Genomic DNA, 12962 nt, shown 5'->3' on the forward strand with positions numbered 1-12962 from the left:
TCGCCCGGTCAGACGTGTGGGCGGGGAGGGGGACGGGGGTGCTGCGGGGGGTTCGGGGGGTGGTCGCATCGGGGAGGGTCGGGAGGGGCACCGCGCGTGGGGTGGGCGCGGAGTCCGTGCGAAGGGTCATGACACCGGCTCCTCGAGTACGCGGTCGACGGGCACGTCGGACGTGACCGTCACCGCCGAGGGGTCCAGGTCGGCCGGGGTCGGCATCACGCTGCCCGGCAGCTGGACGGCCGCCGCGCCGTGCGCCACCGCTGAGGCGAGGGCCTCCGGGCCGCTGCCGCCCGCGATCAGGAAGCCGGCCAGCGAGGAGTCGCCGGCGCCGACGTTGCTGCGGACGGTGTCCACGCGCGCGCCGGCGAACCAGGCGCCCGCTTCGTCCACGAGCAGCTGCCCGTCGGCGCCCAGGCTGGCGAGGACGGCGCGCGCGCCCATCGTCCGCAGCTCCTCGGCCGCCTTCACCGCGTCGCCGACGGTCGCCAGCGGTCGCCCGACGGCCTCCGCGAGCTCCTCGGCGTTGGGCTTCACCACGTCGGGCCGCTCGCGCAGCGCCTCGAGCAGAGCGGGGCCGGAGGTGTCCAGCGCGATCCGGACGCCGGCGGCGTGCGCCCGCGCGACCAGGTCGGCGTACCAGGCGGGGGCGAGCCCGCGCGGCAGGCTGCCGCAGCAGGCGATCCAGGCCGCGTCGCGGGACTGCGTGCGCACCGTCTCCAGCAGCAGCTCCTGCTCCTCGGCGGACAGCTCCGGCCCCGGCGCGTTGATCTTCGTCAGGACGCCGTCGGCCTCCGCGAGCGCGATGTTGGAGCGGGTGGCCCCGGCGACCGGCACCGGCGCGACCTCGATGCCCTGCGCGTCGAGCAGGTCGGCGACGAGCGCGCCCGGCGCGCCGCCCAGCGGCAGGACCGCGACCGTGCGCTGCCCGGCGGCCGCGACGGCGCGCGAGACGTTGACGCCCTTGCCGCCCGGGTCCACCCGCTCGCCGGTGGCGCGGACGACCTCGCCGCGCTCCAGCGAGGGGACCTCGTACGTACGGTCCAGGGACGGGTTGGGGGTGACGGTGAGGATCATGCGCGCACTACTTCCGTGCCGCCGCGCTCGATGGCGGTGGCGTCCTGCGGGCTCAGCCCGCTGTCGGTGATCAGGAGGTCCACGTCGCTCAGGTCGCCGAAGCGGGCGAAGTGCTCCTGGCCGTGCTTGGAGGAGTCGGCGAGCAGCACGACGCGGCGGGCCGCGGCGAGGGCCGCGCGCTTCACCGCGGCCTCGGCGAGGTCGGGGGTGGTCAGGCCGTGGTCGGCGGAGTAGCCGTTGGCCGCCACGAACAGCACGTCCGCCCGGATCTCGCCGTACGCCCGCAGCGCCCAGGCGTCGACGGCGGCGCGCGTACGGTGCCGTACCCGGCCGCCGACGAGGTGGAGCTGGATGCCGGGGTGGTCCGCGAGGCGGGCCGCGATCGGCAGGCTGTGGGTGACGACGGTGAGCGAGGACTCCAGGGGGATGGCGGCCGCCAGGCGCGCCACGGTGGAGCCGGCGTCGAGGATCATCGTGCCTTCGACGGGCAGCTCCCCTACGGCGGCCTTGGCGATCCGGTCCTTCTCGTCGGCGGCCGTGCCCTCGCGCTCGGCGAGGTCCGGCTCGAAGTCGAGGCGCCCGACCGGTATGGCACCGCCGTGCACCCTGCGGACGAGCCCCGCGCGGTCGAGGGCCTTCAGGTCCCGGCGGATCGTCTCCGCGGTCACCTGGAACTCCTCGGCCAGCGACACCACGTCCACCCTGCCGCCGTCACGGGCGAGCCGGAGGATCTCCTGCTGCCGCTCCGGTGCGTACATGTCCGTTCGCCTCCGACCTGTGCCCGAACTTGTGGTTTCAGTCGGGAGGCTACGCCCGGATTTCTGGAATGTAAACAGGTTCGGGCATGAACGGGCATGAACGGGCATTCAGTCCGGCAACGACAAGGGCTACGGCAGGGCTAGGGCAGGGCAGGGCTCCGGCAGGGCTTCGGCACCCCGCGACCGCCGGCGCGGTCCGCGCACACGGAAGGGCCCGGCACCCCAGGTGCCGGGCCCTTTCCCCCGCCGTGGTCAGGAGACGAGCGCGGGCGCCTTCTCCTCCACCGGACCGGCCGCCTCGCTCCCCTCCGCATGCTGCGCGGACCGCTTCGGCAGGGCGAACATCAGCAGGAAGATCGCGCCCATGACGCCCGCGACCCAGCCCAGCGCGTGCTGGAAGGCGTTCACGAAGGCCGGCCCCACCTGGGCCCGCGTCAGGCGGTCGCCGATCTCGCCGAAGAACACCACCGACACGAGCCCGAGTCCGAGCGCATTGCCCATCTGCTGCACGGTGTTGATGAGCCCCGACGCCGACCCGGCGTGCTCACGCGGGACCTCCGACAGCACCGCGTCCGTCAGCGGGGCGACGATCAGGCCCATGCCGACGCCCATGACGACCAGCGGCAGCGCCATCTGCCAGGATGCGATCGAGGTGCCGTAGCGGCCGGACTCCCAGATGTAGAGCAGGACGCCCGCCGCCATCAGCAGCGCGCCCGCCTGAAGCACCCGGCGGCCGAAGCGCGGCACCAGCTGCTGCACGGACAGGCCCGCCGCCGTGGAGACCGCGATCGAGAACGGCACACCGGTCAGCCCCGCCCGCAGCGGGCTCCAGCCCAGGCCGATCTGCATGTACAGCGTCCACACCAGGAAGAACACACCGAGCGCGACCCCGAAGACGGTCTGGACGGCGATACCCGCCGCGAAGCTCTTCACGCGGAACAGGGAGAGCTCGACCAGCGGCGAGCCGTCCCGGACCGCCTTGCGCCGCTCGTACATCACCAGGGCCGCAAAGACGGCGAGCGCGCCGGCCATCGAGGCGTAGCCCCACAGCGGCCAGCCCAGCTCACGCCCCCGGGTCAGGGGGTAGAGCAGCATCGTCAAGCCGAGGGTGACCAGGACGACGCCGACCAGGTCCAGCTTCAGCGCCTTTGGGGCCTTCGACTCGGTGATGTAGCGGCTGCCCAGGACGAGGGCCGCGACGCCGACCGGCAGGTTGATGAGGAAGATCGGCCGCCACTGGAGGCCGAACAGGTTCCACTCCGTCAGCAGCGCGCCGAGCAGCGGACCCGAGACCGCCCCCAGCCCCACGATCGCGCCGAACAGGCCGAACACCTTGCCCCGTTCGTGCGCCGGGAAGGTGGTGTGCACGATCGACAGGACCTGCGGCACCATCATCGCCGCCATCGCACCCTGCAGGATGCGGGAGGCGACCAGCATCTCCGGGTTCGCGGCGAAGCCGCACAGCGCCGACGCGAGCGTGAAGCCTCCGATCCCTATGAGGAACAGCCGTTTGCGGCCGTGGATGTCGCCGAGCCGCCCACCGGTGATCAGACCGGCGGCGAACGCGAGCGCGTAGCCGGCGGTGATCCACTGGATCTGGCTGACGGACGCCCCGGCGTCGCGCTGGATGGACGGGATCGCGATGTTGACGATCGTGACGTCGACCAGGTCCATGAAGGCCGCGGTCATCACGATGGCGAGAGCGAACCAGCGGCGGCGGTCCGTCGTGCCGGCGGGGCTTTCCCCAAGGATTTCGGTGGAGGTCATGCATTTGAAGTTACGGCCCCAGTAGGACAGGTCATGTCCTAGTGAGGCACCATCCTCGAAATCGGCACGGCACAACCGACGACGGAGGAGACCCCATGACGACCGACACCCCGGCCCGGCTCCTCCAGCTCCTCTCCCTTCTGCAGACCCCGCGCGAATGGCCCGGCGGCGAGCTCGCCGACCGGCTCGGGGTGTCCCGGCGCACCGTGCGGCGCGATGTCGACCGGCTGCGTGAGCTGGGCTATCCGGTGCAGGCGACCATGGGCTCCGACGGCGGCTACCGGCTGGTCGCGGGCAAGGCGATGCCGCCGCTCGTGCTCGACGACGAGGAGGCGGTGGCGATCGCGGTCGGACTGCGGGCGGGCGCCGGACACGCCCTGGAGGGCGTGGACGAGGCGTCCGTACGGGCCCTGGCCAAGCTGGAGCAGGTGCTGCCCTCGCGCCTGCGCCACCGCGTCTCCACCCTTCAGGCCGCGACCACACCGCTGACCAGCGGGGACGGCGCGAGCATCGCACCCGAGACACTGACCGTGATGGCGTCCACGGTCGCCGGCCGGGAGCGGCTGCGGTTCGCCTACCGGGCCGGCGACGGCACCGAGTCGCGCCGTCTGACGGAGCCCCACCGGCTCGTCTCGACCGGGCGCCGCTGGTATCTCGTCGCCTACGACCTCGACCGCGGCGACTGGCGCACGTTCCGCGTCGACCGGGTGAGCGAGCCCTTCGCGACCGGCGCGCGGTTCGCCCCACGGGAACTGCCGACCGGCGACGCGGCGGAGTATCTGCGGCGTTCGATGCAGCGGCATCAGGAGTCGTACGACTTCGAGGTGACGTTCGCCGCGAGCGCGGAGGCGGTCGCTGCCCGGGTCCCGTCGTGGCTCGGCGCTCCCGAGCCTCTGGACGACGGCGCCTGCCGGCTGCGCGGGCGGACCGGCGACGCGGTGGAGTGGCTGGCGGCCCGGCTCGCCCTGCTGGGCTTCGACTTCACGGTCCGCCGGCCGGTGGAACTGGTCGATTGCGTACGGGAGTTGGGCGACCGCCTGACGCGGGCGGCGGGCGACTGAGCCCCGCCGGCACCACGCCCCACCGGACCCGCCCGCACCACACCCCTACCGGACCCGCCGTCGCTACTCCCCCACGAGCTCCGTCCACGGGAACGCCCGCAGTGCCGCCAGGTTGCGCAGTGCCAGGGTCGCCGGTCCCTCCGGTCCGCTCGCCGGGGCCGTGCCGGCCGCCCAGCTCTCGACGGCCACGCGTACGGCCGCGCCGGCGACGGCCGCGGCGAAGCGCAGCGCCGAGGAGCTCTTGGCGCCGGCCGCCTCCTCGCCAACGTTGTCGGACCCGTCCGCCGCGACCCGCTCCGTCAGCGCCTCGGCCAGCTCCGCCTCCGCGTCGTGGCAGACCTCCGCCCACACCTTGGCCAGCGCGGGGCTGGTGTCGGTCAGGCGGATCAGGGTGCGGACCAGTTCCCAGGAGGCCACGGAGACTCCCGCGCCCGGCGTCAGGGTGTGCCGTGCCGCGTGCTCCAGGACCTGGGGGAGGGGCAGCCCGTCCGGGGCCCCGGCGACCGCTTCCGTCCAGCGCCGGGCGCCTGCCGCGTAGAGGGGCGCGATGGCCTCCTCCTTCGACGCGAAGTAGCGGTAGAAGGTGCGCGGGGCGATCCCGGCCGCCTGGGCGATGTCCTCGGCGCGAGTGGCGCGCAGCCCCTGTCTGACGAACAGTCCCGCGGCCGCCCGGGCGATCTCCATACGGGTCGCGGCCTTGCGCCGCTCGGTGAGGGAGGTCTGCGCCGCCGGGGCGGAGCGGGAGTTCGGTGCGGGGGTGGGGCTGCTCACACCGGCAGGCTATGCCGCTGTGGCACAATCTGCCATCCGGCGGGCCACCCCGGGGTTCAGGTCCGGGGTGCCCCGCCCACCAGCATGCCCGCACAAGAGGAGCCGGGCCTCGGCACCCGGGGGGAAGGCGCCGAAGCCCGGCTCTGGGAAAGTCCCGGCGCCGGGGGGGATGTGCGTCGGGACGCGGTTCAGGGGGATGGGCCCGGGCCGAACTCCTGTGCCCAGAAGTCTTTTTCCCTTGGTTCCTACACTTGAAGCGGCGTTACAGCGCCATGTTTGCGCGGTCTTCCGCCACCGGGCGTGCGCGGCGCCGGGCGTAGTACGCCGCCCGGCGCTCCGACAGCCGCAAGCGCCCCCGCATGGCCTCAGGCCACCGCTTCGAAGCCGGTGTCGCGCGCCAGCTTCTTCAGCTCCAGCAGAGCGTGCTTCTCGATCTGGCGGATCCGCTCGCGGGTGAGGCCGTGTTCCTTGCCGACCTCCGTCAGCGTGCGCTCGCGGCCGTCGTCGATGCCGTAGCGCATCTTGATGATGGAGGCCGTGCGCGGGTCGAGGCGGCCGATGAGGTGGTCCAGCTCCTCGCTGCGCAGCAGCGTCAGCACGGACTGCTCAGGCGAGACCGCCGAGCTGTCCTCGAGCAGGTCGCCGAACTGGGTCTCGCCCTCGTCGTCCACCGGCATGTTCAGCGAGACCGGGTCGCGGGCCCAGTCCAGGACGTCGGTCACCCGGTCCGCGTTCGAGCCGAGCTCGGCGGCGATCTCCGCGTGCTCCGGGTCGCGGCCGTGCTCGCGGTTGAACTCCCGCTGCACACGGCGGATCCGGCCCAGCTCCTCCACCAGGTGGACGGGCAGGCGGATGGTGCGCGACTGGTCCGCTATCGAGCGGGTGATGGCCTGACGGATCCACCACGTCGCGTACGTGGAGAACTTGAAGCCCTTGCGGTAGTCGAACTTCTCGACCGCGCGCACCAGGCCGGCGTTGCCCTCCTGGATCAGGTCGAGCAGGGGCAGGCCGCTACGGGGGTAACGGCGGGCCACGGCCACGACCAGGCGGAGGTTGGAGCGGATGAAGATGTCCTTGGCCCGCTCTCCTTCGGCGACCAGGGCCTCGAGCTCCTCACGGGTGGCCTCGGCCTGGGACTCCTCGAACCCGTCGAGAACCTGTCGCGCGAACACACCCGCCTCGATGACCTGGGACAGCTCGACCTCCTTGGCGGCGTCGAGCAGCGGTGTGCGCGCTATCTCGTCGAGATACATCCCGACCAGGTCACGGTCGGCGATCTCGCCGGCGCGGGCGCGAACACTGCTTGCCGCGCCAGTCCCGCCGGTGGCGGACTGACGACGGGCGACGGCACGGGTTGCCATGCGTGCTCCCTTTCGATGGTGGGCTGGCGGGTGGTCCTTCGGACGCGGGCACTCGCCGTCGAGTACCTCTGAGCACCTTTCTCGGGTGCCCTGCATCCGTAGGAAACAACGACTGGAATCCGGACAGAATTCCCAACCCGGCCCCTCATTTTTCTGATCATGCAGTACCCTGTCCGGCCACAGGAGGAGGCCCGGTGGCGTCGAAGCATTCAGAGGTGCAGGTCAGGCCAGGAGCCGAAGCGGACCTCGAGGCCCTCACCGACATCTACAACCACTACGTGCGTGAGACGCCCATCACTTTCGACACCGCCGTCTTCACTTCCGAGGAGCGCCGCCCGTGGCTGCTCTCCCACCCTGAAGACGGCCCGTACCGCCTGATGGTTGCCACGGACGGTGACACACAGGAAATTCTGGGCTACGCCACATCCAGCCCTTATCGCACCAAGCCCGCCTACCGGACCTCGGTGGAGGTCACCGTCTACGTCGCCCCGCACGCGGGCCGCCGCGGCATCGGCACGCTGCTGTACAAGGCGCTCTTCGAGACCCTCGCGGGCGAAGACCTGCACCGCGCCTACGCGGGCATCGCACAGCCCAACGAAGCGTCCACGCGGCTGCACGAACGCTTCGGATTCCGCCATCTCGGCACCCACCGCGAGGTGGGCCGCAAGTTCGGGCGGTACTGGGACGTGGCCTGGTACGAGAAGGAGCTGTAGGACCGCGAGCGGTCTCAGCCGAACTGCACCGACCGCTTCGCGAGCCCCATCCAGAACCCGTCGATCACCGACTTCTGCGCGTCCAGCTCACCGGCCGCGTCCGCGGCGCCCATCGTCACGAAGAGCGGGGCGAAGTGCTCGGTGCGCGGGTGGGCGAGCCGGCCGGCCGGCGACTTGTGCAGGAAGTCGAGCAGCGCGTCCACGTCGCCGTCGTCCAGCATGCGGTGGCCCCAGTCGTCGAACTCGGCCGACCAGCCCGGCACTCCGGCGCCCACATGGCGCAGCGCGGCCAGGTTGTGGGTGAAGAAGCCGGAGCCGACGATCAGCACGCCCTCGTCGCGCAGCGGAGCGAGCCTGCGGCCGATCTCCATCAGCTTCACCGGGTCCAGGGTCGGCATGGAGATCTGCAGGACCGGGATGTCGGCGGCCGGGAACATCTCGACGAGCGGAACGTAGGCGCCGTGGTCCAGCCCCCGGTCCGGGATGTCCTGCACGGGCGTACCGGCGGCGCGCAGCAGTTTCCGTACGGACGCGGCGAGTTCGGGGGCGCCCGGCGCCCCGTACGTCACCCGGTAGTAGTGCTCGGGGAAGCCCCAGAAGTCGTAGACGAGCGGGACCGTCTCCACCGCGCCCAGTGCGAGGGGAGCCTCCTCCCAGTGGGCGGAGACCATCAGGATCGCCTTGGGGCGGGGCAGGCCGGCGGACCAGGCCGCGAGCTCACCGGGCCAGACCGGGTCGTCCGCGAGCGGCGGGGCGCCGTGGCTGAGATAGAGGGCGGGCATGCGCTCCTGAGTGGCGGCGGACATGACGGCGACTCCCTCCGGAGCAATTGCTTGAACTCTAAAACTTTCTACGGCAGAGCCTACGCTCCGTTTGTTTAAGTTTCAAGGAGAGCCTGGTTACAGTGGATGCATGAACACGGCACCCGCATCCGCACCGGCTCAGGAAGCGCCCTCCGGCAGGTCCCGCTGGCTCAGTGACGACGAGCAGCGCATCTGGCGTTCGTACCTGCACGCCACCACACTCCTCGAGGACCACCTCGACCGCCAGCTCCAGCGGGACGCGGGCATGCCGCACATCTACTACGGGCTGCTGGTCGGGCTCGCCGAGGCCCCGCGGCAGCGGCTGCGGATGACCGAGCTGGCGATGAAGTCGAAGATCACCCGCTCCCGGCTCTCGCACGCGATCGCACGCCTGGAGAAGAACGGCTGGGTGCGGCGCGAGGACTGCCCCTCCGACAAGCGGGGCCAGTTCGCGGTGCTGACGGACGCGGGCGCCGAGGTGCTGGCCCGCACCGCGCCGGGCCATGTCGCGGCCGTACGGCAGGCGGTGTTCGAGCGGCTCGCCCCCGAGCAGCTGAAGACCCTCGGCGAGATCATGCAGATCGTCGCCGAGGGTCTCGAGCCCGGCGATGCGGGCGCAGATCTGCCCTGGCTCCGCTGAGCCGCTCACTCAGCAGACCAGGGCAGATCCTGGGGGCCGTACGCGGGAGGCGTCCCCTTCCTCTCGCGTACGGGTGGTTCCGAAGGGGTACGGCCGGGCAGGCCTGGGTCAGTGGGCGACCACCGGCACGGCCAGCTCGTCCTCGATCTCGTCCGCGGAACCGGTCACGGTGCTCGCGCCCGGGGTACCGGCGTTGACGAGGGTCAGGACGATCGCGGCGGCGAGCACCAGCATGCCGACCGCGATCCAGATCGCGTTGGTGTAGCCGTGCACCGCGCCCTGCATCTGGACCAGCTGCGCTTGCGACTTGGAGGTCGCGCCGGCGACGTGGTCCTTGATGTACGCCGCCGTCGCGGACGCGGCGATCGTGTTCAGCAGAGCCGTACCGATCGCACCGCCCACCTGCTGCGAGGTGTTGACCATCGCGGAGGCGACACCGGCGTCACGGGGCTCGACGCCCAGGGTGGCCAGGGACATGGCCGGCATGAACGCCGTACCCATGCCGAGACCCAGCAGCAGCATCGCCGGCAGGATCGTCGAGGCGTACGACGAGCCGATCTCCAGCTGCGTCATCAGCAGCATGCCGACGGCGGCGACCAGGAAGCCGGGGCCCATCAGCGCCCGGGCCGGGACCCGGGTCATCAGCCGGGCGCCGATCTGGGTCGAGCCGATCATCATGCCCGCGATCATCGGCAGGAAGGCGAAGCCCGTCTTGATCGGCGAGTATCCGTTGATGACCTGCAGGTAGTAGGTCAGGAAGAGGAACGTGCCGAACATCGCGATGATGGCGATGCCGAGCGAGAGGTAGATGCCGCCGCGGTTGCGGTCGGTGACCACACGCAGGGGCAGCAGCGGAGCCTTGACCTTGGCCTCGGTGACGACGAACGCCGCCAGCAGCACCGCGGAGGCGATGAACAGGCCGATCGTCAGGGAGTCGCCCCAGCCGTCGGACTCGGCGCGGGTGAAGCCGTAGACGAGCGAGACCAGGCCGAGGGTGGAGAGCAGCACGCCGGGGATGTCGAGCGGGTTGCGGTTGCGGCCGCCCTCCGGCTCGCGGATGACGAAGTACGCGCCGAGCGCGGCGACGATGGCGAAGGGGATGTTCACGAAGAACGTCCAGCGCCAGTCCAGGTACTCGGTGAGCACGCCGCCGAGGATGAAGCCGACGGCGCCGCCGCCACCGGCGATCGCGCCGTAGATGCCGAACGCCTTGGCGCGCTCCTTGGCGTCCGTGAACATCACGGCGAGCAGGGAGAGCGCGGCGGGCGCGAGCATGGCGCCGAAGACGCCCTGGAGGGCGCGGGCACCGAACATCATGGCGCCGGACTGGGCCGCTCCGCCCAGCGCGGAGGCGGCTGCGAAGCCGGCCAGGCCGATGACGAAGGCGCGCTTGCGGCCCCACAGGTCGGCGATCCGGCCGCCGAACAGGAGCAGGCCGCCGAAGGCGAGGGCGTAGGCCGTGACGACCCACTGCCGGTTGCCGTCCGAGATGCCCAGGTCGGCCTGGGCGGAGGGCAGGGCGATGTTCACGATGGTCGCGTCGAGCACGACCATCAGCTGCGCGAGCGCTATGAAGACGAGCGCTTTCCAGCGGTTGGCGTCACCGGTCTGCTCGACCGGTCCGCGAGCCTTTGAGGCTGTTTCAGACATGGGAGTACCCACTTCGGGACTTCGTGACGGAAAAAAGGTGTCTTACGGGGACGGCTCGCCTACCGAGACGGCCGGTGAGTTTCGTGAGTGTCGACTCGCTGGGAGTCCTGAACTAATCGGTGCAGGGCCGGCGGAGATCCTCCACGGTGACGGGTGCGCCCGGCAGGACGGATGGGGCCGGGGCCCGTAGTCCGTCCAGGAACAGCTGCAGGTGGCGGTGTACGAAGCGGTCGTTGACGACGCAGTCCGTGCCGGCCGGGGGCCGGCTGAGCTGCGCCACGACGATCATCAGGTCGCCGACCCCGACATCGGGGCGCAGCCGGCCGGCCCGCTTGGCGCGGTCCATGAGCTCCGCCACGAGCTGCTCGCAGCGCTCGCGCGCCGCTTCCAGGTCGGGGTGGTTCTGGTCGAAGGTGGTCTGGATCATCGGGCACAGGGCGCTGATCCGCTCGTCGGCGGCGGTGTGCACGAAGCGCTCCAGTGCCTCGAAGGCGTCCCCGGTCTCCGCGAGCGCGAACTCGGCCGCCTCGGCCGTGCGGTCCATGACGGAGCAGACGACCTCGCGGACGAGTGCGTCGCGGTCGGGGAAGTTGCGGTACACCGTGGCGTTGCCGACACCGGCCCGGCGGGCGATCTCGTCGAGCGGCACGTCGGGGCCGAACTCGGTGAACATCTCGCGGGCGGCGGCGACGATCCGCTCCCGGTTGCGCAGGGCGTCGGCGCGCGGCCGGGTCACCTTCCGCTGCAGGGGGGTCGCGGTCTGCACGGCGTACTCCTCGGTTCGGTGATCGTGGCGATCCGGGGAGCCAGTCCCCGTTTCGCTCGTACGCATGGTTAAACGGGGAGAGGTTCCCCGGTTATTTCCCGACCCTGCAGAGAATTTCTGTGACCTGGGTCACATCTCCGTTTCGAGCCCCCTCCTCGTCCGGACGCCCCACGTTCGGCCCATCCAGCGAGCGCCCGCGCAGCCCCCGAATCAGGGTGATCGAAAGGGCGCAGCCTGAGACCGGCGGCTGCCAGGACGAAGGGCCCGCGCATGCAGCTCAGCCGTCGGATACGGCCCCGCCGCGCGGCAGCCCTCGCGACCGTGGCCGCCCTGATCCTCACGGTCGTCACCTCGGCGGGCAGCGGGCGTCCGGCGGCACGCTCCACGGCGGCCGGAGCGGGACCGGTCGCGCCGGCCCGCACCGCGAAGCTCGGCCCCTGCATGATCGACGGCGGCCGCACCGTCCAGCTCTCGGAGGGCGTACCGACCGGCACCGGCTACTCCCGCTCCACCGGCACCGTCCATGCCCTGACCCTGATGGTCGACTTCTCCGACGCACCCGGCCCGGGCAGCGCCCTCGACCGCTTCCACGAGTTCTTCCCCAGGACCCGGCAGTGGTTCCGCACCGCCTCCTACGGCCGCCTCGACTACCGCCCCGAGACCCCGATCCCGCACTGGCTGCGCATGCCGAAGCCGTTCAAGGCGTACGACATAGAACGCGGCGCCCCCTTCGACGAGGGCTACCGCCAGCTCGTCCAGGACATCGTGAGCGCCGCCGACCCGCAGGTGGACTTCCGCGAGTACGACTTCCTGAACGTGCTGGTGACGCCCAACGCCGGCCCGTCCGCCCTGGACACGGTCCTGTCGGTGACCTTCGCGGGCAACGCGGACGCCCCGGTCGCCGACGGCGTCCCGGTCGCCAACGCCTCCTTCGTCTACTCCCGCCAGGACGACGGCTCCGGCAACTACGCCAGCACCGGCTACCGGGTGCTGCCGCACGAGAACGGCCATGTCTTCGGCCTGCCCGACCTCTACACCCAGGAGGGCGGGGGCGCGGTCGGGCACTGGGACATCATGAGCGAGGACTGGGGGGCCGACAACGATCTGCTCGGCTGGCACAAGTGGAAACTCGGCTGGCTGGACGCCTCCCAGGTGAGCTGCGCGGCGGCCACCGGCACGACGGAGTACACGCTGACGCCCCTGGAGCGCCCCGGGGGCCCGAAGCTGGTCTTCGTGCCCGTCAGCCCCCGGACGGTCTATGCCGTCGAGGTGCGCGTCCACGCGGGCAACGACGCGGCCGTGTGCCGGCCGGGCGTCCTGATCTACAAGGTCGACTCCCGGGTGGACACCGGCATGGGCCCGGTCAAGGTGTTCGACGCCCGGCGCGACAGCGGCGGCTGCACCCGCAGCCCCAACGTCCAGGCGGAACTCTCGGACGCCCCCTTCACCCCGGGCGAGACCTTCAAGGACCCCAGGCGGCACATCCGGATCACGGTCATGGGGACCGGCCGGCCGGGGAGCTACCGGGTGCAGGTGGTGAGGGGGTAGGCCGGGAGTGCGAGGGCCGGTCCGCGCACTACCGTGGGCGTGCCCCGACC

At 71.7% G+C, this 12962-nt stretch carries 12 protein-coding genes; 4 read left to right on the forward strand and 8 right to left on the reverse strand.

Features of this window, described 5'->3' with window-relative positions; all coding sequences use genetic code 11:
• Positions 1-126: 126 nt before the first annotated feature.
• The 3 genes from pfkB to ACIBN2_RS21060 form a co-directional block, all read right to left on the reverse strand.
• Complete coding sequence (gene pfkB, locus ACIBN2_RS21050) at positions 127-1074, reverse strand: 1-phosphofructokinase (protein WP_399136097.1); 948 nt, start codon at positions 1072-1074, stop codon at positions 127-129.
• The gene (locus ACIBN2_RS21055) at positions 1071-1832 is read right to left on the reverse strand and encodes a DeoR/GlpR family DNA-binding transcription regulator (protein WP_399136099.1); all 762 of its coding nucleotides are present in this window, start codon (positions 1830-1832) and stop codon (positions 1071-1073) included. Before ACIBN2_RS21055 ends, pfkB begins: the two co-directional genes overlap by 4 nt.
• Positions 1833-2084: 252 nt before the next feature.
• The gene (locus tag ACIBN2_RS21060; RefSeq protein ID WP_399136101.1) at positions 2085-3599 is read right to left on the reverse strand and encodes an MFS transporter; all 1515 of its coding nucleotides are present in this window, start codon (positions 3597-3599) and stop codon (positions 2085-2087) included.
• Positions 3600-3694: 95 nt separating this feature from the next.
• Here ACIBN2_RS21060 and ACIBN2_RS21065 point away from each other — a divergent pair, with 95 nt between their 5' ends.
• Positions 3695-4660, forward strand: coding sequence for a helix-turn-helix transcriptional regulator (locus tag ACIBN2_RS21065; RefSeq protein WP_399136103.1), 966 nt, complete (start codon positions 3695-3697; stop codon positions 4658-4660).
• 63 nt (positions 4661-4723) lie between these two features.
• Here the strand turns inward: ACIBN2_RS21065 and ACIBN2_RS21070 are convergent, their stop codons facing one another.
• Positions 4724-5431 (reverse strand): TetR/AcrR family transcriptional regulator, encoded by a 708-nt coding sequence (locus ACIBN2_RS21070; protein WP_399136105.1) that lies wholly within the window; start codon positions 5429-5431, stop codon positions 4724-4726.
• A 365-nt stretch (positions 5432-5796) separates the two neighbouring features.
• Positions 5797-6792 carry an RNA polymerase sigma factor RpoD/SigA gene (locus ACIBN2_RS21075; protein WP_399136107.1) on the reverse strand — a complete coding sequence of 332 codons (996 nt, stop codon included), beginning with the start codon at positions 6790-6792 and terminating at the stop codon, positions 5797-5799.
• A 194-nt stretch (positions 6793-6986) separates the two neighbouring features.
• Between ACIBN2_RS21075 and ACIBN2_RS21080 the strand changes: the two genes are divergently transcribed.
• Positions 6987-7505: a GNAT family N-acetyltransferase gene (locus tag ACIBN2_RS21080; protein ID WP_399136109.1), complete on the forward strand. Its 519-nt coding sequence runs from the start codon at positions 6987-6989 to the stop codon at positions 7503-7505.
• Positions 7506-7519: 14 nt separating this feature from the next.
• Here the strand turns inward: ACIBN2_RS21080 and ACIBN2_RS21085 are convergent, their stop codons facing one another.
• A complete protein-coding gene (locus tag ACIBN2_RS21085) occupies positions 7520-8311 on the reverse strand; it encodes a dioxygenase (RefSeq protein ID WP_399136111.1) in 792 nt (263 codons plus the stop codon).
• Positions 8312-8417: 106 nt separating this feature from the next.
• Between ACIBN2_RS21085 and ACIBN2_RS21090 the strand changes: the two genes are divergently transcribed.
• Positions 8418-8948 (forward strand): MarR family winged helix-turn-helix transcriptional regulator, encoded by a 531-nt coding sequence (locus tag ACIBN2_RS21090; RefSeq protein ID WP_399136113.1) that lies wholly within the window; start codon positions 8418-8420, stop codon positions 8946-8948.
• A gap of 108 nt (positions 8949-9056) precedes the next feature.
• On the opposite strand, the gene ACIBN2_RS21095 is transcribed toward ACIBN2_RS21090, so the two are convergent.
• A complete protein-coding gene (locus tag ACIBN2_RS21095; RefSeq protein WP_399136115.1) occupies positions 9057-10598 on the reverse strand; it encodes an MFS transporter in 1542 nt (513 codons plus the stop codon).
• Positions 10599-10710: 112 nt separating this feature from the next.
• Positions 10711-11364: a TetR/AcrR family transcriptional regulator gene (locus tag ACIBN2_RS21100; RefSeq protein ID WP_399136116.1), complete on the reverse strand. Its 654-nt coding sequence runs from the start codon at positions 11362-11364 to the stop codon at positions 10711-10713.
• A gap of 270 nt (positions 11365-11634) precedes the next feature.
• Between ACIBN2_RS21100 and ACIBN2_RS21105 the strand changes: the two genes are divergently transcribed.
• The gene (locus ACIBN2_RS21105; protein WP_399136118.1) at positions 11635-12912 is read left to right on the forward strand and encodes a M6 family metalloprotease domain-containing protein; all 1278 of its coding nucleotides are present in this window, start codon (positions 11635-11637) and stop codon (positions 12910-12912) included.
• Positions 12913-12962 lie beyond the last annotated feature (50 nt).

Origin of the sequence: Streptomyces sp. NPDC050534 (assembly GCF_044457745.1) — a bacterium.
Lineage (GTDB): Bacteria > Actinomycetota > Actinomycetes > Streptomycetales > Streptomycetaceae > Streptomyces.

Coding starts and splice junctions, on each gene's coding strand:
- pfkB (WP_399136097.1), bottom strand. CDS start 1,074: ATGATCCTCACCGTCACCCCCAACCCGTCCCTGGACCGTACGTACGAG.
- ACIBN2_RS21055 (WP_399136099.1), bottom strand. CDS start 1,832: ATGTACGCACCGGAGCGGCAGCAGGAGATCCTCCGGCTCGCCCGTGAC.
- ACIBN2_RS21060 (WP_399136101.1), bottom strand. CDS start 3,599: ATGACCTCCACCGAAATCCTTGGGGAAAGCCCCGCCGGCACGACGGAC.
- ACIBN2_RS21065 (WP_399136103.1), top strand. CDS start 3,695: ATGACGACCGACACCCCGGCCCGGCTCCTCCAGCTCCTCTCCCTTCTG.
- ACIBN2_RS21075 (WP_399136107.1), bottom strand. CDS start 6,792: ATGGCAACCCGTGCCGTCGCCCGTCGTCAGTCCGCCACCGGCGGGACT.
- ACIBN2_RS21085 (WP_399136111.1), bottom strand. CDS start 8,311: ATGTCCGCCGCCACTCAGGAGCGCATGCCCGCCCTCTATCTCAGCCAC.
- ACIBN2_RS21090 (WP_399136113.1), top strand. CDS start 8,418: ATGAACACGGCACCCGCATCCGCACCGGCTCAGGAAGCGCCCTCCGGC.
- ACIBN2_RS21095 (WP_399136115.1), bottom strand. CDS start 10,598: ATGTCTGAAACAGCCTCAAAGGCTCGCGGACCGGTCGAGCAGACCGGT.
- ACIBN2_RS21105 (WP_399136118.1), top strand. CDS start 11,635: ATGCAGCTCAGCCGTCGGATACGGCCCCGCCGCGCGGCAGCCCTCGCG.